Here is a 25432-nt window from a genome sequence, read left to right as displayed (position 1 = left end):
GCGGACGGGTTGGATTATCGTTCGGAAACGCTACGGCGCCGCCTTGATCTCGTTCCAGAGGTCCGACCGCTTCAACGGGTCTTCGACGCTTTCGAGCCAGACCAGCTTGTCCTTGTCGTTGGCGTTGGCGCTGGCGACGACGGTGTTGCCGAAGCCGGTGCGCTCGGAGAGTTGGGCGCCGACCTTCTTGTCGAGCAGGAAATTGACCCACTTCGCCGCCGCGGACTCGTCCTTGACGCCGCTGGTCATCGCCCAGTTGTCGAGCCAGGAGAGCGAGCCTTCCGTCGGCGCGACATAGGCGACATGGGCGCCGGCCTTCTGCATCGCCTTCAGCTGCTGCTGGCCGTAATTGGCCCAGATCAGCGCGACGTCGTTGTTCTGGTAGATCTGCAGCGCCTCGTCGGCCGTCGTGTAGAAGCTGAGCACGTTCGGCTTCAGCTCGATCAGCCTCGCCTTGATCTTGTCGAGCTGTTCGGGCGTGAGCTGGAACGGGTTCTCGATGCCTTCGGTCAGCGCGGTGAAGGAGAAATTGTGCTCGCCATTATCATAGGCCAGCACCTTGCCCTTGTATTGCGGATCCCACAGCACGCTCATCGAGGTCGGCGGTGTCTTCACCTTGTCGGTATCGTAGATCAGGCCGATCGAATCGAAGCAGAACGGGATGCCGTAGACCTTGCCGTCGCGGGTCATGCCGGTGATCTTGGAGAGATCCTGGAAACGCGGCAGCACGTCCTTCTGGTTCGGGATCTTGGAAAGGTCCCAGGGCTTGACCAGGTCGGCGTCGATATAGCGCTGCAGCTGGGCCGTGTTGACGGCCATGACGTCGAAATCCTTGCCCTCGCTGCCCTTGATCTTGGCCCAGATCTCGTCGTCGCTGCCGACGAAGACGACATCGACGTCGATGCCGGTCTCCTTGGTGAAGTCCTTTACCCAGTCCGGGTCGGCATAGCCTTCCCAGGCCAGCACGCGCAGCGTCTCGGCCGAGGCGGTGGAAGCCCACAGCCCGGCCGCCAGCGCTGCGGCGCCTAGAATATGTTTCAAACCGGTCACGACAAATCTCCTCTGGCTGGTGTTGGGTGTTGCGGAGCGCCTTGGCCGCGGTGAAGGCTGGCGCTCTCGTCTGTTTCCGTCAGTCCAGGCTCCGCCGCCGTCAGAGCGGCGTTACGGAGACCCGCTTTTCCTCGGGCCCGGCCACCATGCGGTTGCGCAGCGGCTTGCCGAAGGTTGGCGAGACGATCTCGAATTCGTCGTTCACCTCCGTCTTGACGTTGGAGGCGTAGCTCATCGCGTCCGCGCCGAAGAAATAGGCGTGCAGGTCGCCCGGCCGGCAGAACATCGGATAGCGGAAGTGGTAGTGCTCGAGATTGGCGATCGAGTGCGACATGTGGCTTTCGCCGGACAGGAACGTCTCGTCCCAGACCACCTTGCCGTCGCGGATGACCCGGACATGGCCGGTTACTTCCTCGGGCAGCTCGCCGAGCAGAAGCTCCGGGCCGAGCGAGCATTCGCGCAGCTTGGAATGGGCGAGGTAGAGGTAGTTCTTGCCCTCGGTGATGTGGTCGGAGAAGTCGTTGCCCAACGTGTAGCCGATGCGGCGCGGCTGGCCGTCGAGGCCGACGATGTAGAGGCCGACGATCTCGGCCTCCTCGGCGCCGGCGAGCGCGAAGCCCGGCAGTTCCAGCGGCGCGCCGGTCGGCACGACGCAGGTGCCGACGCCCTTGAAGAACCATTCCGGCTGGATGCCGATCTCGCCCTCGGCCGGCTTGCCGCCCTCGAGGCCCATGCGGAAGATCTTCATGGAATCGGATTCGTCGGCGTCCGGTCCGTGCGTGACCATGTGCATGCGGTTGCGGGCCGTGGCGCTGCCGGTATGCGTCAGCCCGGTGCCGGTGATCAGGAAGCGCGCCGGCTCCGGATGATCGAGCGGCGGCAGCACGCGCCCGGCCTTCAGGACGGTTTCATAGTCGATCGCGGCCTCGCGCGGGAGGGCTGCGACCAGCGCCTCCAGCCCGGTGCCCGTCTCCAGGCTGCGCGTCGCCAGCTCGTGCACGGTCGCGAAGCCCTGCAAGGGCGACAGCGTCTCGCCGTCGGCCCCGACGACGGCGACCTTGCGCGCGCCGGCCTCGGTCTTGAACTGCACCAGACGTGTCTGGCCTTGCTCTACGCCGCGCATCAAACCCAACCCCCGTCCACGATGAAATTCTGCGACGTGCACATCCGGCTGTCGTCGGCCGCCAGGAACAGCGCCATCCGCGCGATGTCGGACGGCTGGACCCGGTCCTGCAGGCACTGGCGATCGGCGATCTGGCGTTCGCCTTCCGGCGTCAGCCAGAGCCGCATCTGGCGTTCCGTCATGACCCAGCCCGGGATCATGCAGTTGACGCGGATGCGCTCCGGACCGAACTCGCGCGCCAGCGCTCGGGTCAGACCGGTGATGGCGGCCTTGGAGGTGACATAGGCCGGGCAATCGGCGTCGCCCACCATCCAGGTGATCGAGCCGAAATTGATGATCGAGCCGCCGCCGGCGTCCCGCATCATCGGCCTGACGGCCTGCGCCGCGAAGAACTGGTGGCGCTGGTTGACCGCGACGCGGTCGTCCCAATAGGCGACCGTGACGTCCTCGGTGCGATGGCGGTCGTCATTGCCGGCATTGTTGAGCAGGACGCGGATGGCGCCGTGCTTATCCTGCGTGGCACGGATGGCGGCCTGCAGCGCCTCGATGTCGCGCAGGTCGCAGGGGATGAAGTCGGGGGCGCGATGGCCCTCGGCCTGCACGCTCTCGACCACGGCGCGCGAGGCTTCCTCGGCCATGTCGACGAAGGTGACGATCGAGCCCTGGGCGCAGAAATGGCGGACCAGGCTTTCACCTATGCCGCTGCCGCCACCGGTGATGAAGACGACGCGGCCGTCCAGGCTGGGATACACCGCGAAGGGGAAGTCGTGTTCCATCAGCGCCTCAATGGGAATGGCGGGGAATGCCCGCTTCACGTTTGCCAAGCAGGAAGTCGAAGTCGCAGCCTTCGTCGGCCTGCAGAACGTGTTCGACGAAGAGTTTCTGGTAGCCGTTGACGCCTTCATGCGCCGGCGGGCTCCACTCGGCCCGCCGCGCTTCCAGCTCCGCGTCGGAGACGTCGAGATGCAGGCGGCGGCCGGCGACATCGAGCTCGATCATGTCGCCGTCGCGCACCAGCGCCAGCGGACCGCCGGCGGCGGCTTCCGGCGCCGTGTGCAGGACGACGGTGCCATAGGCGGTGCCGCTCATGCGGGCGTCGGAAATCCGCACCATGTCGGTGACGCCCTGCTGCAGCAGCTTGGCGGGAAGCGGCATGTTGCCGACCTCGGCCATGCCGGGATAGCCCTTCGGGCCGCAGTTCTTCAGCACCATGATCGAGCTGGCGTCGATGTCGAGATCGGGATCGTCGATGCGCTGGTAGTAGTGCTCGATGGTCTCGAACACGACGGCGCGGCCGCGATGCTGCATCAGCGCCTCGGTCGCCGCCGACGGCTTGATGACGGCGCCGCCGGGGGCGAGGTTGCCACGCAGCACGGCGATGCCGCCCTGCGGCGTCAGCGGCTCCTCGAAGGAGCGGATGACCTCGCCATTATAGTTGGGCGCATCGGCGACGATCTCGCCGATGGTCGGGCCGGCGACGCTCGGCGCGTTGCCATGCAGCAGGCCGTGCTCGTCGAGCACGCGCATGACGGCGCGCAGGCCGCCGGCGTAATAGAAGTCTTCCATCAGGTAGCGGCCGGACGGCATCAGGTCGACGATGGTCGGCACGTCGCGGCCGAACTTGTCCCAGTCGTCCAGCGACAGGTCGATGCCGAGGCGGCGGGCGACGGCGATCAGGTGGATGACGGCGTTGGTCGAGCCGCCGATCGCGCCGTTGACGCGGATGGCGTTCTCGAACGCCTCGCGCACGAGGATCTTCGACATCCTCACGTCGTCGCGCACCAGTTGCACGATGCGGCGGCCGGATTCCTGCGCCAGGATGGCGCGGCGGGAATCGACGGCGGGGATCGCGGCGTTGTCCGGCATGCCAATCCCCAGCGCCTCGACCATCGAGGCCATCGTCGAGGCGGTGCCCATGGTCATGCAGCTGCCGGCCGAGCGGCTCTGGCCCTGCTCGGCGGCGAGGAAGTCGTCGACCGACATGCGGCCGGCCTTCACGTCCTCGTAGAACTTCCAGACATGCGTGCCGGAGCCGATCGCCTTGCCGCGGAAATTGCCGTTCAGCATCGGGCCGCCGGAGACGGCGATGGTCGGCAGGTCGCAGCTGGCCGCCCCCATCAGCAGCGCTGGCGTGGTCTTGTCGCAGCCGACCAGCAGGATGACGCCGTCGATTGGGTTGGAGCGGATCGATTCCTCGACATCCATCGAGGCGAGGTTGCGGAACAGCATCGCCGTCGGACGCATGTTGCTCTCGCCGAGCGACATCACCGGAAATTCGAGCGGGAAGCCACCTGCCTCGTACACGCCGCGCTTCACATGCTCGGCGATCGTTCTGAGATGCGCATTGCAGGGCGTCAGCTCGGACCAGGTGTTGCAGATGCCGATCACCGGGCGGCCGTCGAAGACATCCGGCGGATGTCCTTCGTTCTTCATCCAGCTGCGATGCATGAAGGCGTTTTTGCCCGCCCCGCCGAACCAGGATGTGGAGCGATATTTGCGCGGCTCGTCAGCCATGTTGCCTCGGGAATTTGTTTCTTATTGAAGAACACTATTTTGTATTACATGATGCTGAGCCCTTTCCCGATCCAAGTCAACAGAGCTTCCGCAAGGGAGCGCGGGCTTGCAAAAGCGCTTGGCCCGGCAAAGCTTGGCTGTTAGAAGTTCCGCATTGAAAAATATTGTTCTCTGATGCCAAAGGCCGGCGACGAGCCGTGGGCCAGGACGCGGCACGAAAGACGTGGGAAGAGGAGCGCGAGGCAGGCATGACCGATGAACGCTACAGGGTGCAGAGCCTGGGCCGCGCCCTCGATCTCCTCGACAAGATCGCCGAAAGCGGCCAGGCCGGCGCGCGACTGACCGATCTTGCCCGCGACATCGGCCTCTCCAAGCCGGCCGCCTACGCCATTCTGGTGACGCTCCGGGCGCGCGGCGTCGTCACCGATGTCGGCGAGGGCATGACGCGCCGCTATCGCCTCGGCCTGTCGCTGCTGCGGCTCGGCGATCTCGCCGTCGCCAATACCGGGCTCGCCGAAGTCGCGCTGCCGGTTTTGCGCGACCTGACCCAGATGATCGGCATGACTTCGCGCGTCGCCATGATGGATGACGGCTTCGCCGTGGTGATCGGCCGCGTCGACGCGCCCGGCGCCATCCGCTTCGACGCCGCGCTCGGCCGTCGCGAACGGCCGCATTGCTCAGGCGTCGGCAAGGTGCTGCTGGCGGCCATGCCGCGCAACAAGGCGCTCGAGCTGGTCGAGCGGGTCGGCCATCCGGCCCGGACGCCGCATACGTTGAGCACGCTGGAGGCACTCGACGCGGATCTCGACCGGATCGTCGCGCGCCACTACGCCCTCGACGACGAGGAAGATCACGCCGGCATCATCTGCGTCGCCGCGGCGGTGTTCGGGCGCGGCGGCCAGACCGTCGGCGCCATCTCCGTGACGACGCTCAAGCAGCTGCTGCCGCTGGAATCGGTCGACAAGATCGCTGGGCCGCTGGTGCAGCACGCCGATCTGATCTCGCGGGCACTGGGCGGGCCGAGCGCGGCCGAGGCCTGGGCGGCCCGGCCATGGGCGGAAAGCCAGACCTAGCCGAATTCTTCCGATCGACCGGTCACACGCGGACCGTGCCGAAGGACTGGGCAGGGCGTGGCGGTCGTGGCTTCCGGTTCGGAGTGCTCCGAGCCGGTCGACGCCGCTTTTCGTCTCAGCGCGTGTGCCCACACCGCTGCTGGCGGTCGCTTCCTGTCGTTACGTGCGTATCCGCTGGGCTTTCGGGCTCGCGGCGCGGGTTGCTTGCGCCTGCCGGTTTCCGAGGCTGCCTGCCGAGTTTTAAAGCAGGTGTCCGAACTATATATCCCGCCGCCCAACGTTGTTTGCCTCGACCTTCCGTGCAGGAAAATGGCGCGTTGACATTCGTCTTCTGCGAACCTAGCATTGAATTACAGAACACTGTTCTGCATTACAGAATAAAAGTCGGATCCAGACGGAGCTTCTCGCGGGGCGCCGAGGGAGCCGGCTTGCCCGAAGAACAAGCTGTGCATCTTTCCCGGATCCGGAAGGCGTCCCGTGCTGACGACATTCATCAATCTGTTCAATTTCGAAGGCATCGGTGACTATTTCCCCGATCTGATGCGCGGCGCCGCGATCAGCTTGCAGTTGACCTTCTGCGTGATGTTGATTGCGCTGCCGCTCGGGCTTCTGCTGGCCCTGGCAAAGATCGGCCGCTCGCGAATTCTTCGGATCGCTGCCTCGTTCTATATCGAGGTGGTGCGCGGAACGCCGTGCCTGCTGCAGCTCTTTTACATCTACTTCGTGCTGCCGGCCTTCGGCATCCGCTTCGATCCGTTCATGGCCGGCGTCATCGGCCTGTCGATCAACTACTCCGCCTATCTGGCCGAGGTGTATCGCGCCGGCATCGTCGCCATCCCGCACGGCCAGGTCGAGGCCGCCAAGGCGCTCGGAATGTCGCGTCGGAAGATGTTGCGCCTGATTATCCTGCCGCAGGCCATTCGTGTCGTCGTGCCGCCGCTCGGCAATTATTGCATCTCGTTGTTCAAGGACACGTCGCTGGTGTCGATCGTCACGGTCCGCGAGCTGATCTTCACCGGTCAGATCATCTCGTCGACGAATTTCCAGTATTTCACCGTCTTCACCATCATCGGGGCGATCTACCTGTTCTTCTCCTATCCGGCGGCGCTGCTGGTGCGCTGGCTGGAGAAGCGGATGGCGATCGGCGCCCGGCGTCCGCCCGTCGTGGTGTCCGATGTCGCTCCCGTCGCGGGGACTGAAGCCGTCGAAGGGACGACCAAGTCATGATCCGCCTCGAAAGCATCAACAAGAGCTTCGGCTCGCACCACGTCCTCAAGGACGTCTCGCTGACCGTCGATAGGGCGGAAGTGGTCTGCGTCATCGGCCCGTCCGGCTCCGGCAAGTCGACCATGCTGCGCTGCATCAACAACATGGAAGACATCAGCAGCGGTACGATCTCGATCGAGGGTCAGCCGGTCTATCGCTACGAGAAGGACGGCAAGCTCATCGTCGACAGCGAGAAGCAGATCGAGGCGATCCGCGCCAAGGTCGGCATGGTGTTCCAGTCGTTCAACCTGTTCCCACATCTGACCGTCACGGAGAACATCACGGTCGCGCCGGTCCATGTCCTCGGCCGTTCCCGCGGCGAGGCGACCGACATCGCGATGGCGCTGCTGGAGAAGGTCGGCCTGTCGCAGAAGGCGCAGGCCTATCCGCACGAACTCTCCGGCGGCCAGCAGCAGCGTGTCGCCATTGCCCGCGCGCTGGCGATGCGGCCGAAGGCGATCCTGTTCGACGAGGTCACCTCGGCGCTCGATCCGGAGCTGGTCGGCGAGGTGCTGCGCGTGATGCGGGCGCTGGCCGACGAGGGCATGACCATGGTGGTCGTCACGCATGAGATGGGCTTTGCCCGCGACGTCTCGGACCGGGTCGTCTTCATGGCCGATGGCCGCATCGTCGAGACCGGCAAACCGCACGAGCTCTTCTCCGCCCCCAAGCAGGAGCGGACCCAGGATTTTCTTCGATCCGTTCTGGAACGGAACAGGGAAATGGGCGCAGCGCCCAGTCGATAGACGCTGCTCAATCAATAACAACGAGGGGATATGGCAGTGAAATTCAAGGGCTTGGTTCTCGCCTCCGTCGTGGCCGGCATGATGACGGGTTCCGTCGCCATGGCCGGCGACATCGGCGTCGGCAATGCCACCTATCATGGCGGCGACGGTTCCTATCAGCGCGCGATCGACAATGGCATCACCCTGTTGATCGCCGCCGATCCGCCGAACACGTTCCAGGACGAGAAGACGAAGGAATATGACGGCACCGACGTCCGCATCTTCCGCGAGATCACCAAGCGCCTCGGCATCGACAAGGTCACCTGGTCGCTGATCCCCTTCGACGCCATGGTGCCGACGCTGCTTTCGAACCGGGGCGACGTCATCGTCGACAATCTGCACGAGAACGAGAAGCGCCTGAAGGTGCTGGCCTTCACCGGCCCGTCCTACTGGTACGGCTCGGGTGTCACGGTGGCGAAGGGCAATCCGCTCAACATCCACAGCTGGGACGATTTCGCCGGCAAGACGGTCGGCACGCTGCGCGGTTCGGTCAATCACGGCCTGCTCGAGAAGCGGACCGATCTGAAGGAACTCAAGCTTTACACCAGCAACGAGGCCGAGTTCTCCGACATCATCGCCGGTCGCCTCGACGTCGGCATGGAGGATGACATCAAGGTCGGCCAGTTCCTGAAGAAGCATCCCGACGCCGCCATGGAGCTGGTTGCCGATTACGAGCCGCTGCCGGAAGAATACGGCTATGCCCGCTACGCGCTGCGCAAGGAGGATGTCGATCTGAACAGCGCGATCTCGCGCGCGCTCGCCGAAATCCGGGCCGACGGCACGATGTCGGCCATCATCAAGGAGTTCGGTTACACCGACCGCAATCTCTGGTTCTTCCCGGTCAAGAACTGATCGGCTGCCGCCGCCTTCCCGCACGGCGGCGTTCCGCACAATGTCCTTGCAGGCCTGCTCCCGCCGGCCTGCATTGCATTTGCTTCCTGGTGCAAGTCGCGCAAGGGTAGGCGCGCGCCGTCCGGCCGCCTTCCCCGGCGGCCGGCCCGCGGAAGCCGCCCGGCTTTCGATGCGCTGAGGGAGAGGCGGCGCTCGCCGCGCGGAACACGAAGAAAGAGCAAGACATGAAGAACCGTCAGCTGGGGCGCACGGGCGCCTCGATATCGGAAATCGGCTTCGGCGCCTGGCAGATCGGAGGCTCCTGGGGCGACGTCAGCGAGGCGGATGGCAAGAAAGCGCTGAACGCCGCGCTCGATGCCGGCGTGACCTTCATCGACACCGCCGACGTCTATGGTGACGGTCGTTCGGAAAAGATCATCGCCGAGGTGCTGAAAGAGCGCGGCGGCGTCCGCCCGTTCGTTGCCACCAAGGCCGGACGGCGGCTCAGCCCGCACGTCGCCGACGGCTATACCGGCGCCAATATCGAGGCCTTCCTCGATCGTAGCCTTAGGAATCTGCAGGTCGAGACGCTCGACCTCGTCCAGCTGCATTGTCCGCCGACCGATGTCTATTACCGTCCGGATTTCTTTGGGGAACTCGACGCCCTCGTCGCCAAGGGCAAGATGCGCCACTACGGCGTCTCGGTCGAGAAGGTCGAAGAAGCGCTGAAGGCGATCGAGTATCCGAACGTCGCCACCGTCCAGATCATCTACAACATCTTCCGCCAGCGCCCGCAGGACCTGTTCTTCGCCGAGGCCATCAAGAAGAATATCGGCGTCATCGTCCGCGTGCCGCTCGCCTCGGGCCTGCTCTCCGGCAAGATCACCCGCGACACGGCGTTCAAGGCCGATGATCACCGCAACTTCAACCGTCACGGCGAGGCGTTCGACGTTGGCGAGACCTTCGCCGGCGTGCCGTTCGACGTGGCGCTCGCGGCGGTCGAGGAGTTGCGGCCGTTGCTGCCGGCGGGGATGGCGATGTCGACCTTCGCGCTGCGCTGGATCCTGCAGCAGCCGGCCGTGTCGGTGGTGATCCCGGGCGCGCGCAACGAGGCGCAGGCACAGTCGAACGCGGCCGCGAGCGATGCAGGGGCCATCGCGCCCGAGACGCTGGCCCGGATCTCCGAGATCTACGACCGGCTGATCAAGCCGCACGTCCACCAGCGCTGGTAGGTTTCCCGCGCTCCGGAGCCGCCGTGCGGTTGCGAAGCGGCGGCTCTCGATTTTCGTCTTGGAGACGTGATCGACTTGGGAAGAGATTGTCGGCAAGGCGGCGAGGGAGGGATGAACTCGCCGCCTTGCCGAGCAACGCGCCGGTCTGGGACCGGCGGGCGTCAGGCGGGCACGCCGGGGCGTGCCGCCTTCGCATCCTGGTCACGCCGCCAGGCCTGGTATTCCTCCTCGGCGGCGGCCGACAGCGGATAGTATTTGCGCAGATCGGCGCCCTGGGAGAGCTTCAGCTTCGAGAACTCTTCCCATTCCGTGTGCTTGCTGGCGCGCGCCAGCAATTCTTCCGCCATGGCGATCGGCACGACGACGACGCCGTCATCGTCGGCGAGGATGATGTCGCCAGGCATCACGAAGGCGTCGCCGCAGGCGATCGGCACATTGACGCCGAACGGCATCAGGTTGGTCTGGGTGTGGAAATTCGGCGTTCCACCGCGGATCCAGTAGCCAAGGTCGAGCTTCATCGCCTCGCTGCAATCGCGGATGCAGCCGTCGATGATGACGCCGGCGCCGCCGCGACCGGCGAAATAGGTCAGCATCATCTCGCCGAACACGCCGCTCGCCATGTCGCCGCGCGCGTCGACCACGACGACGTCGCCGGCCTGGGCATTGTAGAGAACGTGGCGGTGCAGCTGCTTTTCCGGGTCGTCATATTCGCTGGCGCCGTAGACATCCTCGCGCTTCGGCATGAACTGCAGCGTCAGCGCCGGGCCGGCGATGCTGCGGCCCTTGGTATGAGGCACCGGGCCGCGGATCTGCGTGTCGCGCAGGCCCATCAGGTGCAGTTCGCCCGCCGCGGTCGCGGTGCCGACCTTGGCGAGGGCATCGACCAGGGCGCGGGGCGGTCTCTGGATGTCGGGTACGTTCGTCATCTTGTCGTTCCATCATGCGCCCTCTGGCGCGGGGAGGGGAGCCTGTGCGCGGCTGGAAGTCCGGCCCGGTCGTCCGGGCCGGACCTTGCCTCACTGCGCAGAAGCGACGCGTTCCATCTCGGCCTGGGCCCAGGCGACCGCCTTGTCGGCCGGCTCGCCGTCGACCAGCATGCGCTGCAGCGACTGGGTGACGATCTTGGCGTTGAAGATCGCCGCGGCCGTCGCCGACGGCGGGCCGGCATGGCCGTCGACCAGGCCGTTGCGGGCCATCTCGTCGAAATTGGCGAAGGCCGGCGTGTCCTTGAACAGCGGCATCGACTGGGTCTGCGCCGGGTAGATCGGCAGCCAGCGACCGCCAACCGTGGCGATGATTTCCTCGTAGCGCGCCGGCTCGAAGAAGTGGTTCAGCCACGCCTTGGCGTCGTCGGGACGCTTGGTGTCCTTGCTGACCAGCCAGGAGAAGGACGAGATCAGATTGGCCGAGCGGCCCTTTTCGCCGGGGCCGACCGGGATCGGGATCATCGCCGTGTCGGCGAGCAGATCGGGGTCGTTCTGCGTCATCCACTGGTAGATGCTGGGCGGGTTGATGGTGAAGGCGGTGCGGCCCGTCTGGTAGGCGGTGTTGTTGCCGGCGTCGTCCCAGGTCAGCGTCGAGCGCGGGATGGTGCCCTCGGCGAACATGTCGGCGATGTACTGGTAGGCGGCGACCGTCTCCGGAGAGTTCCAGGTGATAGTCTTGCCGGTCTTGTCGAACATCTCGCCGCCGAAGGACAAGACGACCATGCGGGAGAAGGACTCGGCGTCGTTGGCCGAGGAGAGTGTCATGCCGAACGGCGTGATGCCCGGGTTGGCCTTGAGGATCGCCTGCGATGCCGTACGCAGGTCCGCCCACGTCTTCGGCACTTCCATGCCGACGTCTTTGAGCAGGTCGGTGCGGGCGAACATCGGCACGATGTCGACCTCGAGCGGCAGCGCGTGCGCCTTGCCGTCATACATGACCTGCGAAACGGTGCTTTCGTAGATGCCGCCCGGCACGGCCCGCATGGTGGCCAGGATGTCGTCGAGCGGCAAGGTGACGCCGAGCTTGGCGTAGTACTGCGCCTGCGGGCCGACCTGCATGAACACGTCCGGCGGCGCGCCGGCCTGCAGGGCCGCGGCGAGGCGCTCGGTCATCGCATTGCCGGGGACGACGACATATTCGACGTCGATGCCCCGCTCCTTGCCGAACTGCGTGGCCATTTCGGTGATCAGGTCGTCGGCCTGCTGGTTGAAGGCCTGCAATCCCCAGATCGTCAGATCGGCGGCCTGCGCGGTGAACGGCAGCAGGGTCGCTGCCGAGACCAGCAGGGTCATGGCGAGTTTCTTCATGGTTTCCTCCTCCTCTTATTTGTTGCAGTTCGTTTTCGGGCGGGCGCTATCCCTTGACGCTTCCCGCCGCGAGGCCTTCGACGATGTAGCGCTGCGCGCCGATGTAGATGATCAGGATCGGCACGATCGCGATGACGGAGCTCGCCATCAGCTGGCCCCAGATGAAGGTGTCGCCCATGATCAGGCCGGTCAGGCCGGCGGTGAACGTCTTGGTGTCGTTGGAATGGACGAACACCAGTGCGTACAGGAACTCGTTCCAGGCGTGGGTGAAGGCGAACAGCGCCACCACGGCGAGGCCGGGCTTGGCGATCGGCAGGATCACCTTCAGCAGGGTCTGCAGGCGCGTCGCCCCGTCGACCGTCGCCGCCTCGTCCAGTTCCTTCGGGATGGTGCGGAAATAACCGATCAGCATCCAGGTGCAGAACGGTACCGTGAAGGTCAGATAGGCGAGCACCAGGCCGGTCTTGGTGTTGATCAGGCCGAGGTTCTGCAGCACCAGGAACAGCGGGATGAACAGCAGCGACGGCGGCAGCAGATAGGCCATGACGATCGCACGCGCCGCGACGCCCCGGCCCTTGAACTGCATCCGCGCGATCGGATAGGCGGCGAGCCCGCCCACCACCGCCGAGATTACCGTCACAGCAATGGCGACGGTGGCGCTGTTCAGCACGAATTGCGGGAATTTCGAGTTGAACAGCGCCGTGGCGAAATTCGCGAGCGTCGGGCGCGCCGGCAGCAGCGTCGGCGGCACGGCGTAGATCTCGCGCGACGTCTTCAGCGAGGTGACGACGATCCAGTAGATCGGCGCCAGCGACCAGAACAGGGCGACGATGACGCCGATCGTCGTGACGACGCGGCCGACGATCAACTCGGAAGAGCTCTTGACCATCTTCGGCTCCTACTTGTTCGACGCGAGCATGCGGCGGGTCAGCAGCACGATCAGGATGAAGAACACCGGGATCACCGAGACGAGGACAGCGGCGCCGAGGCCAAGCTGGCTCTGCGTGATGCCGTAGTCATAGGCGAGCGTCGGCAGGATATGCGTGCGCATCGCCGGGCCGCCGCCGGTCAGGATGAACACCATGTGGAAGGAGTTGAAGGTCCAGATCGCCGACAGCATCACCGTGACGAAGATGACTTCCTTCATCTGCGGCAGCGTGACGGCGAAGAAGCGGCGGATCGGCCCGGCGCCGTCGATGGCCGCCGCTTCGTTGAGGTCACCGGGAATGGCGGTGAGCGCGGCCAGGAACATCATGGTGAAGAACGGCAGGCCGTGCCACACCATGGCAACGCCGATCGACAGCATCGCGATCCTTGGATCCGACAGCCAGTAGACCGGCTGATCCGTGATCCCGAGTGCCAGCACCAGATAGCTGAGCACGCCGGCCTGCTCGTCGAAGATCCATTTCCACGACAGGCCGGCGATCAGGCCGGGCACCGCCCAGGGCAGGAAGACCAGCGCCCGCACCAATCCGCGCGCCGGCATCTTCTGTGCCAGCAGGACGGCGCAGGCGAGCCCGATCACCAGCTTCACGGCGACGACGCCGGTCGTCAGCAACAGCGAGTTGACGGCGGCGCGCTGGAAGTGCGGGTCGCTGAGCAGCTTGGCGAAATTGGCGAAGCCGATGAAGCTGCCATCCCGCCCGACCACCTGGTCGGTGAAGGACGTCATGACGCCGTCGGCGAGGGGATAGGCGATGAAGGCGGCGAAGATCGCCGCCGCCGGCGCCAGGAACAGGTAGGCGACCAGCCAGTCCGGTCGCCGCGTCGGATTGCGGCGCGGCACGGGCGGCGCGGTGAAACCCTTGGGCAGCCGTGCCGCCTCAGCTGCGGCGGTCTGCATCGACGCCCTCCACCAGGCCCTGCATGTTGCTGATGGCGAACTGCTGGCCGAGTGTCTCGACGCAGATCGCGAACCTCATGACGCGTGCCCCTTCGGGGACGGAATCGTGGCGATGGTCGGCATTGGCGTTTCTCCACGGGGACTTGCTGCCCTTTGGCGGGCACGTTATTAGTGAGTTTATTATTTGAAACTCATCTGTTCATATCGTAACCGTCGCAAAGAAGTTTGGAGGTGTCAACGTGTCGGACGAAGAGGAGGGGCTGCAAAACCGAAATCCGGCGATCGAACGGATGATGGCGATCCTGACGGAGCTGGAAAAAGCCCCGGACGGCCTCAGTTTGAAGCGGCTGGCGGATCGCACAGGCGTGACGCGATCGACCGTGTACAGAATCCTGAATTCGCTGGAGGCGCACGACATGGTGCGCCAGATGGACCGCGCGCAATATGTGCTCGGCGCCCGGCTGTTGTCGCTCGCTGATGGCGTCACCTCGACTCCGGTCAGCCGCAGGATCGCCGAAAAGGCGCAACCGCATCTCGACCGGCTCGCGGCGACGCTCGGCGAAAGCTGCAAGGTGTCGATTTACGATCGCGGCTTCGTGCTGGTGATCGCCGCCGCGGTCGGCCACAACCCCTATGCGCTCGCCGCCGGCATCGGCCAGCATCTGCCGATCCATGCCGGCGCCGGCAGCAAGGTCCTGCTCGCCCATCTGCCTCCCGCAGAAATCGACGCTGTGCTGGCCGGCGAGCTGAAACGCTTCACCGCCCTGACGCTGGTCGATCCGGACGCGCTGCGGGCGGAACTCGAACTGGTGAAGGCGCGCGGCTGGTCGCGCGACGGTGGCGAGTTCGGCGTCTCGGTCAATGCCTATGGGGCGCCTATCATCGATGCGACCGGCGAAGTGATCGCCGCCATCAGCGTGCCGTTTCTGGTCGGCCAGGACGCCGACTATGAGGAGAAGGTGCGCACCGTCGCCATCACCACGGCGATCGCCATCGGCAGCGATCTGAGCGGATCGGCATAGCGTCGCCGATCGGTCCGCTCGACCGCCGCGGAGGGAAACGCGACGGTCGGCGGCGGCCCGATCGGAAATCAGGCCTTGTGCGGGTTGAGCTTGCGCCAAGCCTGATATTCTTCCTGCGCGTCGGCATGCAGCGGGTAATAGCGCTGCAGCGCGCCGCCCTCGAGCAGCTTGATCTTGGAGAATTCCTCCCATTCGTGATGCTCGGAGGCGGTGTCGATCACCTGCTCGGCAAGCGCCGCCGGCAGCACGACCGCGCCGTCGTCGTCGGCGACGATGATGTCGCCGGGGATCACCGTCACGCCGCCGCAGGCGATCGGGATGTTGAAGTCCATCGGCATCAGCCCGGTCTGGGTATGGAAGTTCGGCGTCAGGCCGCGGAGCCACATCGGCATGTCGAGCTCGATCTGGCCGGGATAGTCGCGGATGCAGCCGTCGATGACGAGGCCGGCGCCGCCGCGACCCTTGAAATAGGTCATCATCATCTCGCCGAAAATGCCGGCCGTCATGTCGCCGCGCGCATCGACGACGACCACGTCGCCGGGCTGGGCGTGATAAAGCACATGGCGGTGCAGTTGCTTCTCCGGGTCAGCATATTCGCCTTCGCCGTAGAGGTCCTCGCGCTTCGGCATGAATTGCAGCGTCAGCGCCGGGCCGACCATCACCCGGCCCTTGTGCCAGCTGACCGGGCCGGTCATGTGCGGGTTGCGGATGCCCATATGGCCGAGCGTGCCGGCGACCGTCGCGGCGCCGATCTTCTTCAGCGCTTCGATCTGGCTCTTCGGTGGGCGCTTGATGTCCTTGCTGGTCGTCATGGCCTTGCTCTCCCTTGGCGGCTCCTGGCCGCCGTCATCGCGTGATCAGGCGTTGGCGCCGCCGTCTAAGGCGGCGCCCCTCGTGGAACCGGTTCGAGTTGGTCAGGCGTAGGGCGTCTCGCCGAAATAGCTCGAGCCCTTCTTGAGGTGTGCCTTGGCGACATCCTCGTTCAGCGTCAGGCCGTGGCCGGGCTTGTTGTTCAGCGGGATGAAGCCGTCGACGAGCGGGCTGCCGCCCTCGACCAGGTCGCCCCACCAGTCGACGTCATGGGCGTGGTATTCCATGACGAGGTAGTTGTTGATTGCCGCGCAGACATGGCCGCAGGCGACCGTGCCGATTGGGCTGGCGACGTTATGCGGCGCCATGGCGATGTAATACATGTCGGCGTGGTCGGCGACCTTCTTGAACTCCAGCAACCCACCCATCTTCGGGATGTCGGGCGAGATGATGCGGGCCGCCTGCTTCTCGATCAGGTCGCGATAGCCCCATTTGGTGTAGAGGCTCTCGCCGGTCAGGATCGGCGTCTTGGTCGAGCGCGTCACCTGCACCAGCGCGTCGATGTTGTGCGGCGGCGTCGGGTCTTCCAGCCAGACCAGGTCGAGCGGCTCCAGCGCCTGCGCCAGCTTGATCGCGTCGTTGACGCCGAACTTCCAGTGCGCGTCCATCGCCACCATGATCTCGGGCCCGACCGCCTCGCGCACCGCAGTGGCGACACTGACCATCCAGGTCAGCTCCTGCGAGCCGATGACGCGGTTATAGGGCTCGACCCACTGCCGGCTCGGATAGGTGTCGTCGGTGACGTCGAGCGTGTAGGGGTTCTGGTTGTCGAGGTCGAACTTGATCGCCGTGAAGCCGTCGGCGACGACTTCCTTGGCGCGGCGGGCATATTCCTCCGGCTCGTGCGTGTCGCCCTCGTGGCAATCGGCATAGATGCGGATCTTTTCGCGGAACCGGCCGCCGAAGAAGGTCGAGATCGGCAATTCGTGGGCGCGACCCATCAGGTCCCAGAGCGCGATCTCGATGCCGGACATGGCGGTGACGGTCGTACCGCCCTGCGCGCCCTCGCCGGAGAGCACGCGCTCGATGATGAACATCAGCTTGGCGATGTTGGTCGGGTCCTGGCCGATAATGTAGGGGGCGGCCCGATGCACCAGCTCGGCGACGCCGGCGCCCCAATAGGCCTCGCCGAGGCCGGTGACGCCCTTGTCGGTTTCAATTCGCACCAGGACCCAGGGGAAGTTGCCGTCGATGACGGCGGTGCGCACGCTCGTGATTTTCATTCCGGTAGCTTTCTGGAGGTGGACGGAAGAACGGAGGACGATTGGTTTCAGGCGGCGGCGAGCGCCATTTCGGTGGCGCCGTCGAACAGGTGGATCTTGTCCTGGTCGAACTCGATCCAGACCTTCTGGTCCGGCTCGACCATGACGCTGGGGTCGAGGCTGACGATCACCACGCTGGTGCCGAGGAAGACCTGCACGAAGGTGACGTCGCCGGTCGGCTCGACGGTGTAGACCGTACCGGGGACCGCGCCGGCGGTCGGCGACTTGTGCAGGCGGACCGTGCTGTGGCGGGCGCCGAGCACGACCTTGGCCGTCGTCGACGTCAGTGCCTTGCGGGAATTCGCGGCCGACAGCGGCAGTTCCCAGCCCTCGGGGCTCCGGAGCGCCACGTCGGTGCCGTGACTGACCGCTTCGAGCGGGATCAGGCTCATCGCCGGGCTGCCGACGAAGCTCGCGACGAACATGTTGACGGGATTGTCGAAGACGTTCTTCGGCGAGTCGTATTGCTGCAGGAAACCGCCATTCATCACCGCCATCTTGTCGGCCATGGTGACGGCTTCGAGCTGGTCGTGCGTGACATAGACGACAGTCGCCTGCAGATCCTGGTGGAAGCGCTTCAGCTCGGTGCGCATCTGCACGCGGAGCTTGGCGTCGAGATTGGAGAGCGGTTCGTCCATCAGAAACACGCGGGGATCACGGACGAGGGCCCGGCCGAGCGCCACGCGCTGCTGCTGGCCGCCGGAGAGCTCGCGCGGCTTGCGCTCGAGCAGATGGACGATGTCGAGCACCTTGGCCGCCGACATCACCTTCGCCTCGATCTCGGCCTTCGACAATTTCCGCATCTGCAGCGGGAAGGCGAGGTTCTTGAAGACGGTCTTGTTCGGATAGAGCGCGTAGTTCTGGAACACCATGGCGATGTCCCGGTCCTTCGGGTCGAGGTCGTTGACCAGCCGGTCGCCGATATAGATGTCGCCGCCGGAGATATCGATCAGGCCGGCGATCAGGTTCAGAGTCGTGGTCTTACCGCAGCCTGAAGGGCCGACAAGGGCCACGAACTCTCCGTCGGCGACGGTCAGCGAGACATGATTGACGGCGTAGATATTGCCGTAAGTCTTGACGACTTGGTTGAGGACGACTTCAGCCATCGGAAATTCCTCTTGGTGCACAAGGAGACGCGATCAGGACTTGATGGATCAAGACTTGACCGCGCCTTCGGTGAGCGCTCGGACGAAATACTTCTGCAGCACCAGGAACAGCACGACGACGGGCACGCTCATGATGAAAGACGCGGCCATCAGGCCGGGCCAGTTGGTGGCGTATTCGGCAAAGAAACGCTGCAGGCCGACCGGCAGCGTCAGCTTGTCCTTCGAGTTCAGGAAGGTCAGCGCGTAGACATATTCGTTCCATGCCATGATGAAGGCGTAGATCGCGGTGGCGATGATGCCGGGCGAGGACAGCGGCATGACGATGTAGAAGAACGCCTGGAAACGGGTGGCGCCGTCGATCCGGGCCGCCTGCTCGAGCTGCGGCGGGATGTTGTCGTAGAAGCCCTTGAGCAGCCAGATCGACAGCGGCAGGCCGAAGGTCAGGTAGGTGAGGATCAGCGATCCGTGCGTGTTGACCAGGCCGAGCCATTTCATCATCAGGAACAGCGGCATCAGGAAGACGACCGCCGGGAACATGTTGCGCAGGAGCACCGAGAAGAACAGCATCTGCCGTCCCGGGAAGCGGAAGCGCGAGAAGGCATAGGCGGCCGGCACGGCGACGGCGACGCCGAGGATCGTCGACAGGATCGAGACGTAGAGGCTGTTCCAGAAATACTGCAGGAATTCCTGCCCGACGGCGTTGTTGGGCGAGAGCAGCAGGATGTAGTTCTCGAACGTGACTTCCTCGGGCCACCATTGCGGCGGGTATTGCAGCGCCGCCAGCTGCGACTTCAGCGAGGTAATGACCATCCACGCCATCGGCAGCGCCGTGAACAGCAGCAGGAAGGCGAGGATGCCTCTGCCGGCCCAGCGCCATCCGCCGATTGGTTTCTTCGGGCGGGGCCGGGGGCGGGGGGAAGTTTGGGTGAGGGTGCTCATTCGACTTTCGCCTCGTCGCCGCGGGTGAGGGCCTTCACGTAGAAGTAGCCAAGCAACATCATCACGATGAACAGGATCACCGAGTAGGCGGACGCCATGCCGAAGCGGATGCGGCCGAAGGCCATCTGGTAGATCTGGGTGATCCAGATGTCGGTGGCGCCGGCGGGTCCGCCGCCCGTCATGATCCACGGGATGATGAACGAGTTCAGATTGGTCACTAGCAAGAGCAGGATCGTCACCATCGAGACGCCCTTCAGATGGGGCATGGTGACGTGCCAGAAGCGCTGCCAGGCATTGGCGCCATCCACCTGCGCCGCGCGCAAAAGCTGGTCGGGCACCGTCTGCAGGCCGGCCAGCAGCATGATCATCGCGAAGGAGAATTCCTTCCAGATGTTGACGACGATGATCGCGGGCAGGGCAGTATAGATGTTGTCGAGGAAGTTGATCGGCCGGTCGGTGAAGCCGAACTGCACCGACAGCGCGCCGATGACGCCGAAATCGGAGTGGTAGAGCCATTTCCAGACATAGGAGGCGGCGACGGCGCTGATCACATAGGGCACCAGCAACACGGCGCGCAGCACGCCGCGGCCGAGAAACTCGCGGTTGAGCGCCAGCGCGGCGCCGAGGCCGAGCACGAAGGCGAAGAAGGTCGAGAAAACAGTCCAGATCAGCGTGTTGTAGGTGACGTTCCAAAAGCTCTTCGACGTCAGGATCGCCCAGTAATTGTCCAGGCCGACGAAGATCTTCTTGTCCATCGACAGATTCGCGGGCGTCTTGAAGAAACTCAATTCGACCGTGTAGTAGATCGGGAAGGCGATCACCAGCAGCATGACGATGAGAGCTGGGGCGATGTAGGTGTAGTCATTCCAGTGAAGCAGGATGCGCTGGAAGAGGTTGGGCTTGCGACGCAGGTTTGGAGCGGGCATGGCTCCGCTGCGATGAGCGACGTGAATCGTCATCCTGTTGCTCCTCTGGAGAACGGGGACCGGCCGCCCGCGAGTGGCCGGTCGATATTTCGCGACGGGCCTACATGCCGTCGAGGAGCTCCTGAACCTTCTGGGCCGCGTCATCGGCGGCCTGGTCGACGGTCATCTTGCCGGTCAGGGCGTTCTGCAGCATGTCCGGGACGATGATGTTCATGATCTCCGCCTGCTCGGGAATGACCGGGAAGGGGATGCCGCTCGGGAGCATCGAGGTCGTCACGTCGAGGAACTTGATCGTGTCGAGCCGTTCCTTCATCCACTTGGTGGTGAAGCCATCGAGGTGACCGGGGTTGGAGCCGACCCAGGCGAGCTTGGTCGACCATTCCGGGCCGGTCGAGAAGCAGATGAAGGCGCGGGCGGCATCCACGTCGAGTCCGCCCTCGACCAGTTCCGGCGCGAAGACATGGACGTTCGAGCCGCCGAACACCACGGCGCGGCGGGCCGGGCCTTCCGGCAGCAGGCCGTAGCGCATGTTCTGCACGACCGCGTCGGCCGCTGCCTTGTCGGCGCCGGTCGCCTTGCTGGCGAGATCGACCATCTTCGCGTATTCGGCGGGATGCGCGATCATCATCGCCAACTGGCCGGCGATGAACGGGTTCTGGTTCTCGTTCTGGGTGTTGGTCAGCGCCGAGGCCGGCACGGACTTGTCGCGGACATACATGTCATAGGCGGCCTGCAGCGCGGCCTTGGAACCGGCATTGTTGAGTTCCACCGTCTTGTAGGTCGGCTGCTCCGAGGTTTCGTCCAGGGCGCCGCCACCATAGGCCCAGAGCTGCGGCATGAAGCGGAACGGCGTGTTGCCGGCGTTCTGCCGCGCCACCAGGCCATAGCCGTTGATGCCGAGCTTGTCCTTGATCTGCTTGGAATATTTGACGACGTCGTCCCATGTCGCCGGCGGCTTTTCCGGGTCGAGCCCCGCGTCGGCGAAGATCTTGGCGTTCCAGATGAAACCCATGGTCTCGTTGTTGGTCGGGATGCCGTAGGTCTTGCCCTCATAGGTGACGGACTTCATCGCGCCGGGCCAGAAATCGTCGGTCGCATAGCCGACATCCTCGGGCTTCAGCTCCTTGAGCTGGCCCTTGGCGGCGAATTCGACGCCCCAGAGGATCGGGAACTTGGCGACCATCGGCGCGGCATTGCCGAGGGCGGCGGTGCGCACCTTGTTGAGCATGTCGTTGTAATCGAGGCTCTGGGCGTCGGTCTCGATGTTCGGATAGGCCTTCTTCCAGGCGGCCCAGAACTCCGCGTCCATCTTGTGATCGATCTCGGGCTGCGCCTGCGTCGGGCCGACCCACCAGTAGCTCAGGCGGCCCTTGTAGTCGCTCGGAACGACCTTGGCGCATTCCGCCGCCGTGTCGACCTCCGCCGTTCCGGCGATCGATTTCACATATTCGGGCGACCACTTGGTCAAATCGACATTCGCGGCGAAGCTGGTCGTCGAACCGGCGATCATCGTCGTCGCCAGGAGGGCGGTGACGGAATAGCTCAGGATGTTTCGGCGGGACAGGCGCGCGGGCACACTCTTGCGGCCAAGCAAGTTGGTCATCGAAAGTCCTCCCTTTGAGTGTTCCGGAGGCGGATCCTTGTTCGATCTCTTGCCGAAACTAAGGGAACGCTACCGTTGATCTTCGAGCCATGTCAACAGCAATAACCGCAACGCATTGCGGTTGTCGTTATGTTGTTAGGTTCGCACTTGCAGCATTTTTGGGACGGCTGATTCCGCGCGCCAGCGTCGGCGAGGCGGCGGTCGACGGCATTGAAGCCCGTTGCCCGCCGCGTGGCAAGCCGCACCCGGACAGGTCGTGGAGCGTCGCCGTGGCGGCGTCAGGAGCGGGGGATCTTGCGGCTGATCTCGAGGGCGGCCGTCTTCAGGGCCCGCTGAACGCGGCCCCGGAACTCGTCGTCCCTGTCGGCCAGGAACGGGATGCTGAGGGCGGCGAGAAACCGTCCGCCGACATCGAAGACCGGCACGGCCATGGCGTGGACGCGCGCATTGTGCTCGCCGTGATCGGTGGCGAAACCGAGCTTCTTCACCCGGGCCAGTTCGCGGGCGAGGCGCTTCGGGTCGGTGACGGTGCGCGGCGTATAGCGGATCAGCGGGACGCTCAGATGGCGGGCGAGATCGTCGGCCGCCATATGCGCCATGATCACCTTGCTGGCGGCGCCGGCATGCAGCGGATAGCGCGAGGCGATGGTCGGCGCGAAGCTGGAATTCGGGGTGGCGACGGTCGCCGCGATGATGTTGGCCTGGTCGCCGTCGCGAACGGAAAGCTTGTTCGGCTCGCCCGTCTCGTCGCTGAGCCTTTGCATGATCGGCGTGGCGATCTGGGCGAGGTCGACGGCGGCCAAGTCGTTGCGCACCCGCGCCGCGAGCGACACAAGCCTTTGTCCCAGCAGATAATTCCCGTTGATCGTACGGCGGACGATCTTCCGCGCCGCGAGTGAGTTGAGAATGCGGTAGACGGTGCTGCGCGGGACGCCCAGCTCCTCGACCAGCGTGCTGGCGGCGAGGCCGTCCGGCGATCGCTCCAGAAGGTCGAGCAGATCGAAGGTGCGGTCGATGACCGGAACGCCGTTATGGATCGAAGTGCCTGTCATCCGCCGGTCTCCTTCTGCCACCGATAGCATCGAAGTTCCGGTTGGTTAAGTTCAGATTTGGGACATGGGGGTGAGATATCAGGCGACAGCGGACAGCGTCGGCAGCAGTTTTTGCCAAGGCGGATTGCCGGCCGGGCCCGACGAGGCGCGACGCACGATCTCGGCCGCCAGCGCCATGCGAACGGGCGCCTTGGAGCGGTTTTCGGGGAGCGCCAGGCGGTCGGCGATGCATCGCACCATGGCGGCGCCCATCTCGACCTGGGGCGTGCGGACCGTCGTCAGATGCGGCGAAATCTGGGTCGCGCAGGCGAAATCGCTATAGCCGACGACCGAGACGTCGTCCGGAATCCGCAAACCCATCTGCAGCAGCTCCGACACCGCGCTGACCGCGATGCCATCATGGCCACAGAACAGGGCCGTCGGCGTTCCGCCATTGCGCAGATAGGCGAGGAAGGGCCGTCGGAAGCCACCGGCCTCGTCATAGATGAGATCCTCGACGACGGCGCCGGGCGTTTCGAGCATGCCGTCCTTGAAGCCGCGGAAGCGCTCGTGCCGTCCGAGCGGCAGGCTGCTGCCATGGACGAAGACCGCGTGGCGATGGCCCATGCCGGTCAGCATCCGCGCCACCGCGACGCCGCTTTCCCAATCGGCCCCGACGACATGGTCGAACCGGACCAGCGGTTCGACATAGCTGGCGCAGACGACGGGGACGCCGCTGCGCGCGGCGATCTCGGCGATATCGGCCGGGCGCGGCACCGCCAGGATCAGGCCGACGATTGACGGGTCGAGGTTCGCGCCGGCGTTCAGATAGCGGGCTTGCCGTGACAGGATGGAATAGCCGAGACGCTCCGCCTCCGCCTCGGCGCCATGCATGATGTTGAGCCAGAGTTCGCTCGAGACGGGGTCGATATCGCTGCGCACGAACAGGATCTGCCCGACGGGGTGGGCCATCTCGGCCTGGACCCGGTAGCCCATCGCATGGGCTGCCTGGAGCACACGGCTCCTCGTCGTCTCCGCGACCCCCGGCTTACCGGACAGGGCGCGGGAGACAGAGAACTTCGACAGGCCGAGTCGATCGGCCACGTCCTGGATCGTTACGCGCGTCGATGTCATTGCCGTGCCCGTTCACCCTCGTGGCGCGCCTTTGACTATGCCGGCCCGGCGCTGTCAATCAGCGAGCAATTTTACAAAACATATTGCGCTTCTTGTTTGGTGACATTAGCAATAAAAATAACAACAGACAAACACGCCGGTGAGGAGGACCTGTGATGGCCGCGTTGGACGACACCCCCGCTCAGACGATCGAAAATAATGTGAGGATGAGCTCGCGACCGAGCGCGCTGCGGATTACCGATATCCGCGTCGCCACCGTGGTCGGCCACGGCTACTATCCGATCGTCAGGATCGACACCAATCAGGGCATCTATGGTTTGGGCGAGGTGCGTGACGGCGCCAACGCCGATACCGCCCTGCGTCTCAAGCATCTCCTGATCGGCCAGAACCCTTGCAACGTCGAATATCTGTTCAAGTCGATCAAAAGCTATGGCGGCGACAGCCGCGAGGCCGGCGGCGTCTGTGGCATCGAGATCGCGTTGATGGACCTGGTCGGCAAGGCCTATGGCGTGCCGTGCTATCAGCTGCTCGGCGGCAAGTTCCGCGACCGCGTCCGCATCTATGGCGATACGCCGGCGCCGAAGACGGCGACGCCCGAGGGCTATGTCGAGATCGTCAAGCAGCGCGCGGCGCTCGGCCTGACCTTCATCAAGTTCGATCTGCCCGGGCGCCTGTTCGAGGGCACGCCCGGAGCGCTGGTAGGCTCCAAGACCCAGTATGAGTATCCGCAGTATAACCAGTGGTACGTGCCGGGCCGCGGGCCGGGCGCTCGCATCAGCCAGAAGGGCGTCGAATTGGCGGCGGAGATCACCGCCGCTGTGCGCGCCGCCGTCGGCGACGAGATCTCGCTCTGCACCGACCATTTCGGCGAGGGCTTCGTCACCGCCGACGAGGCGATCCGCATCGGCCAGGCGCTCGAGCCTTACAATCTCGCCTGGGTCGAGGATCCGCTGCCCTGGACCGATATCGCCAACCACAAGAAGGTCGCCGACGCGCTGCTGACGCCGGTGGCGGCAGGCGAGGATCTCTATCTCTGGGAAGGTTTCCGCGAGGCGATCGAGACGCGCGCCTTCGACATCATCCATCCCGACATGCTGTCGTCGGGCGGCCTGACCGAGACCAAGAAAATCGCCGATCATGCCGAGCGTTACGGCATCCCGACGGCGCTGCATGCCTGCTGCACGCCGATCGGCTTCATGGCCAACGTGCATCTCGGCGCCTCGATCGCCAGCCTGATCGCCGTCGAGCATCACGGCCTCGACCAGGATTACTGGCCCAATCTCGTGACGGGCCTCGGCGACGACTACATGTCGGGCGGCTATGTTACCGTTCCCGACGCGCCCGGCCTCGGCGTTGATTTGAACGAGGAGGTCATCCGCGAGCATCTGCGCGAAGGCGCCAGCTATTTCGCCGACACGTCGGAATGGAACCGCCTGCGCGTCGGCTTCGATCGCGTCCCGCACGACTGAACTTGGCTGAGCCTTACGGATCGTTCTGATTGTTGGTCGCCCGTTCGTCGCGTTTTCGA

23 protein-coding genes are annotated in these 25432 nt (G+C 64.8%); 7 read left to right on the top strand and 16 right to left on the bottom strand.

Features of this window, described 5'->3' with window-relative positions; translation table 11 throughout:
• Positions 1–30: 30 nt before the first annotated feature.
• From G342_RS0109250 to G342_RS0109235, 4 genes are all read right to left on the bottom strand, one after another.
• Complete coding sequence (locus G342_RS0109250) at positions 31–1050, bottom strand: ABC transporter substrate-binding protein (protein WP_018182851.1); 1020 nt, start codon at positions 1048–1050, stop codon at positions 31–33.
• Positions 1051–1150: 100 nt separating this feature from the next.
• Positions 1151–2173 carry an AraD1 family protein gene (gene araD1 / locus G342_RS0109245; protein ID WP_018182850.1) on the bottom strand — a complete coding sequence of 341 codons (1023 nt, stop codon included), beginning with the start codon at positions 2171–2173 and terminating at the stop codon, positions 1151–1153.
• Positions 2173–2949, bottom strand: coding sequence for an SDR family NAD(P)-dependent oxidoreductase (locus G342_RS0109240; RefSeq protein ID WP_018182849.1), 777 nt, complete (start codon positions 2947–2949; stop codon positions 2173–2175). Before G342_RS0109240 ends, araD1 begins: the two co-directional genes overlap by 1 nt.
• A 7-nt stretch (positions 2950–2956) precedes the next feature.
• Positions 2957–4687: an IlvD/Edd family dehydratase gene (locus G342_RS0109235; protein ID WP_018182848.1), complete on the bottom strand. Its 1731-nt coding sequence runs from the start codon at positions 4685–4687 to the stop codon at positions 2957–2959.
• 248 nt (positions 4688–4935) lie between these two features.
• On the opposite strand from G342_RS0109235, the gene G342_RS0109230 reads away from it, so the two are divergent.
• The 5 genes from G342_RS0109230 to G342_RS0109210 all read left to right on the top strand — a co-directional run bounded on the left by G342_RS0109230 (position 4936) and on the right by G342_RS0109210 (position 9874).
• Positions 4936–5760, top strand: a complete 825-nt coding sequence (locus G342_RS0109230) for an IclR family transcriptional regulator (RefSeq protein WP_018182847.1) — start codon at positions 4936–4938, stop codon at positions 5758–5760.
• Between the two features lie 477 nt (positions 5761–6237).
• Positions 6238–6987 (top strand): amino acid ABC transporter permease, encoded by a 750-nt coding sequence (locus tag G342_RS0109225; protein WP_018182846.1) that lies wholly within the window; start codon positions 6238–6240, stop codon positions 6985–6987.
• Positions 6984–7772, top strand: a complete 789-nt coding sequence (gene ehuA / locus G342_RS0109220) for an ectoine/hydroxyectoine ABC transporter ATP-binding protein EhuA (protein ID WP_018182845.1) — start codon at positions 6984–6986, stop codon at positions 7770–7772. Before G342_RS0109225 ends, ehuA begins: the two co-directional genes overlap by 4 nt.
• 30 nt (positions 7773–7802) lie before the next feature.
• Complete coding sequence (locus G342_RS0109215) at positions 7803–8663, top strand: substrate-binding periplasmic protein (protein ID WP_018182844.1); 861 nt, start codon at positions 7803–7805, stop codon at positions 8661–8663.
• 224 nt (positions 8664–8887) lie between these two features.
• Positions 8888–9874 carry an aldo/keto reductase gene (locus G342_RS0109210; RefSeq protein ID WP_018182843.1) on the top strand — a complete coding sequence of 329 codons (987 nt, stop codon included), beginning with the start codon at positions 8888–8890 and terminating at the stop codon, positions 9872–9874.
• A 161-nt stretch (positions 9875–10035) separates the two neighbouring features.
• Here the strand turns inward: G342_RS0109210 and G342_RS23705 are convergent, their stop codons facing one another.
• The 4 genes from G342_RS23705 to G342_RS23700 form a co-directional block, all read right to left on the bottom strand.
• Positions 10036–10800: a ribonuclease activity regulator RraA gene (locus G342_RS23705; protein ID WP_018182842.1), complete on the bottom strand. Its 765-nt coding sequence runs from the start codon at positions 10798–10800 to the stop codon at positions 10036–10038.
• Between the two features lie 90 nt (positions 10801–10890).
• The gene (locus G342_RS0109200) at positions 10891–12168 is read right to left on the bottom strand and encodes an ABC transporter substrate-binding protein (RefSeq protein ID WP_018182841.1); all 1278 of its coding nucleotides are present in this window, start codon (positions 12166–12168) and stop codon (positions 10891–10893) included.
• Between the two features lie 46 nt (positions 12169–12214).
• A complete protein-coding gene (locus G342_RS0109195) occupies positions 12215–13057 on the bottom strand; it encodes a carbohydrate ABC transporter permease (RefSeq protein WP_018182840.1) in 843 nt (280 codons plus the stop codon).
• 9 nt (positions 13058–13066) lie between these two features.
• Positions 13067–14011 (bottom strand): carbohydrate ABC transporter permease, encoded by a 945-nt coding sequence (locus tag G342_RS23700; protein ID WP_018182839.1) that lies wholly within the window; start codon positions 14009–14011, stop codon positions 13067–13069.
• A gap of 239 nt (positions 14012–14250) precedes the next feature.
• Between G342_RS23700 and G342_RS0109180 the strand changes: the two genes are divergently transcribed.
• Positions 14251–15033, top strand: coding sequence for an IclR family transcriptional regulator (locus tag G342_RS0109180; RefSeq protein WP_018182837.1), 783 nt, complete (start codon positions 14251–14253; stop codon positions 15031–15033).
• Positions 15034–15101: 68 nt separating this feature from the next.
• On the opposite strand, the gene G342_RS0109175 is transcribed toward G342_RS0109180, so the two are convergent.
• The 8 genes from G342_RS0109175 to G342_RS23685 form a co-directional block, all read right to left on the bottom strand.
• A complete protein-coding gene (locus tag G342_RS0109175; protein ID WP_018182836.1) occupies positions 15102–15845 on the bottom strand; it encodes a ribonuclease activity regulator RraA in 744 nt (247 codons plus the stop codon).
• A 102-nt stretch (positions 15846–15947) separates the two neighbouring features.
• On the bottom strand, positions 15948–17126 hold the full coding sequence (locus G342_RS23695) for a mandelate racemase/muconate lactonizing enzyme family protein (protein WP_018182835.1): 1179 nt from the start codon (positions 17124–17126) through the stop codon (positions 15948–15950).
• Positions 17127–17173: 47 nt separating this feature from the next.
• Positions 17174–18271, bottom strand: a complete 1098-nt coding sequence (locus G342_RS0109165) for an ABC transporter ATP-binding protein (RefSeq protein ID WP_018182834.1) — start codon at positions 18269–18271, stop codon at positions 17174–17176.
• Positions 18272–18319: 48 nt separating this feature from the next.
• Positions 18320–19210, bottom strand: coding sequence for a carbohydrate ABC transporter permease (locus G342_RS0109160; RefSeq protein ID WP_018182833.1), 891 nt, complete (start codon positions 19208–19210; stop codon positions 18320–18322).
• On the bottom strand, positions 19207–20136 hold the full coding sequence (locus G342_RS0109155) for a carbohydrate ABC transporter permease (RefSeq protein ID WP_018182832.1): 930 nt from the start codon (positions 20134–20136) through the stop codon (positions 19207–19209). The genes G342_RS0109160 and G342_RS0109155 overlap by 4 nt, the downstream gene beginning before the upstream one ends.
• A 100-nt stretch (positions 20137–20236) precedes the next feature.
• Complete coding sequence (locus G342_RS0109150; RefSeq protein ID WP_245557252.1) at positions 20237–21646, bottom strand: ABC transporter substrate-binding protein; 1410 nt, start codon at positions 21644–21646, stop codon at positions 20237–20239.
• A gap of 371 nt (positions 21647–22017) precedes the next feature.
• Positions 22018–22791, bottom strand: a complete 774-nt coding sequence (locus G342_RS23690; protein ID WP_018182830.1) for an IclR family transcriptional regulator — start codon at positions 22789–22791, stop codon at positions 22018–22020.
• Between the two features lie 78 nt (positions 22792–22869).
• On the bottom strand, positions 22870–23904 hold the full coding sequence (locus G342_RS23685) for a LacI family DNA-binding transcriptional regulator (RefSeq protein ID WP_083931168.1): 1035 nt from the start codon (positions 23902–23904) through the stop codon (positions 22870–22872).
• A 206-nt stretch (positions 23905–24110) separates the two neighbouring features.
• Between G342_RS23685 and G342_RS0109135 the strand changes: the two genes are divergently transcribed.
• Complete coding sequence (locus G342_RS0109135; RefSeq protein ID WP_018182828.1) at positions 24111–25373, top strand: mandelate racemase/muconate lactonizing enzyme family protein; 1263 nt, start codon at positions 24111–24113, stop codon at positions 25371–25373.
• Positions 25374–25432 lie beyond the last annotated feature (59 nt).

The sequence above is a fragment of the Kaistia granuli DSM 23481 genome, from assembly GCF_000380505.1.
GTDB lineage: Bacteria > Pseudomonadota > Alphaproteobacteria > Rhizobiales > Kaistiaceae > Kaistia > Kaistia granuli.
Note: the sequence above shows the minus strand (reverse complement) of the source record. Positions and strands in the feature narration are given on the sequence as shown.

Bases quoted from the DNA above. Each gene is read 5' to 3' on its own strand.
- araD1 (WP_018182850.1), bottom strand. From the start codon at position 2,173: ATGCGCGGCGTAGAGCAAGGCCAGACACGTCTGGTGCAGTTCAAGACC.
- G342_RS0109240 (WP_018182849.1), bottom strand. From the start codon at position 2,949: ATGGAACACGACTTCCCCTTCGCGGTGTATCCCAGCCTGGACGGCCGC.
- G342_RS0109235 (WP_018182848.1), bottom strand. From the start codon at position 4,687: ATGGCTGACGAGCCGCGCAAATATCGCTCCACATCCTGGTTCGGCGGG.
- G342_RS0109230 (WP_018182847.1), top strand. From the start codon at position 4,936: ATGACCGATGAACGCTACAGGGTGCAGAGCCTGGGCCGCGCCCTCGAT.
- ehuA (WP_018182845.1), top strand. From the start codon at position 6,984: ATGATCCGCCTCGAAAGCATCAACAAGAGCTTCGGCTCGCACCACGTC.
- G342_RS0109215 (WP_018182844.1), top strand. From the start codon at position 7,803: ATGGCAGTGAAATTCAAGGGCTTGGTTCTCGCCTCCGTCGTGGCCGGC.
- G342_RS0109210 (WP_018182843.1), top strand. From the start codon at position 8,888: ATGAAGAACCGTCAGCTGGGGCGCACGGGCGCCTCGATATCGGAAATC.
- G342_RS23705 (WP_018182842.1), bottom strand. From the start codon at position 10,800: ATGACGAACGTACCCGACATCCAGAGACCGCCCCGCGCCCTGGTCGAT.
- G342_RS0109200 (WP_018182841.1), bottom strand. From the start codon at position 12,168: ATGAAGAAACTCGCCATGACCCTGCTGGTCTCGGCAGCGACCCTGCTG.
- G342_RS0109195 (WP_018182840.1), bottom strand. From the start codon at position 13,057: ATGGTCAAGAGCTCTTCCGAGTTGATCGTCGGCCGCGTCGTCACGACG.
- G342_RS23700 (WP_018182839.1), bottom strand. From the start codon at position 14,011: ATGCAGACCGCCGCAGCTGAGGCGGCACGGCTGCCCAAGGGTTTCACC.
- G342_RS0109175 (WP_018182836.1), bottom strand. From the start codon at position 15,845: ATGACGACCAGCAAGGACATCAAGCGCCCACCGAAGAGCCAGATCGAA.
- G342_RS23695 (WP_018182835.1), bottom strand. From the start codon at position 17,126: ATGAAAATCACGAGCGTGCGCACCGCCGTCATCGACGGCAACTTCCCC.
- G342_RS0109165 (WP_018182834.1), bottom strand. From the start codon at position 18,271: ATGGCTGAAGTCGTCCTCAACCAAGTCGTCAAGACTTACGGCAATATC.
- G342_RS0109160 (WP_018182833.1), bottom strand. From the start codon at position 19,210: ATGAGCACCCTCACCCAAACTTCCCCCCGCCCCCGGCCCCGCCCGAAG.
- G342_RS0109155 (WP_018182832.1), bottom strand. From the start codon at position 20,136: ATGCCCGCTCCAAACCTGCGTCGCAAGCCCAACCTCTTCCAGCGCATC.
- G342_RS0109150 (WP_245557252.1), bottom strand. From the start codon at position 21,646: ATGATCGCCGGTTCGACGACCAGCTTCGCCGCGAATGTCGATTTGACC.
- G342_RS23690 (WP_018182830.1), bottom strand. From the start codon at position 22,791: ATGACAGGCACTTCGATCCATAACGGCGTTCCGGTCATCGACCGCACC.
- G342_RS23685 (WP_083931168.1), bottom strand. From the start codon at position 23,904: ATGACATCGACGCGCGTAACGATCCAGGACGTGGCCGATCGACTCGGC.
- G342_RS0109135 (WP_018182828.1), top strand. From the start codon at position 24,111: ATGAGCTCGCGACCGAGCGCGCTGCGGATTACCGATATCCGCGTCGCC.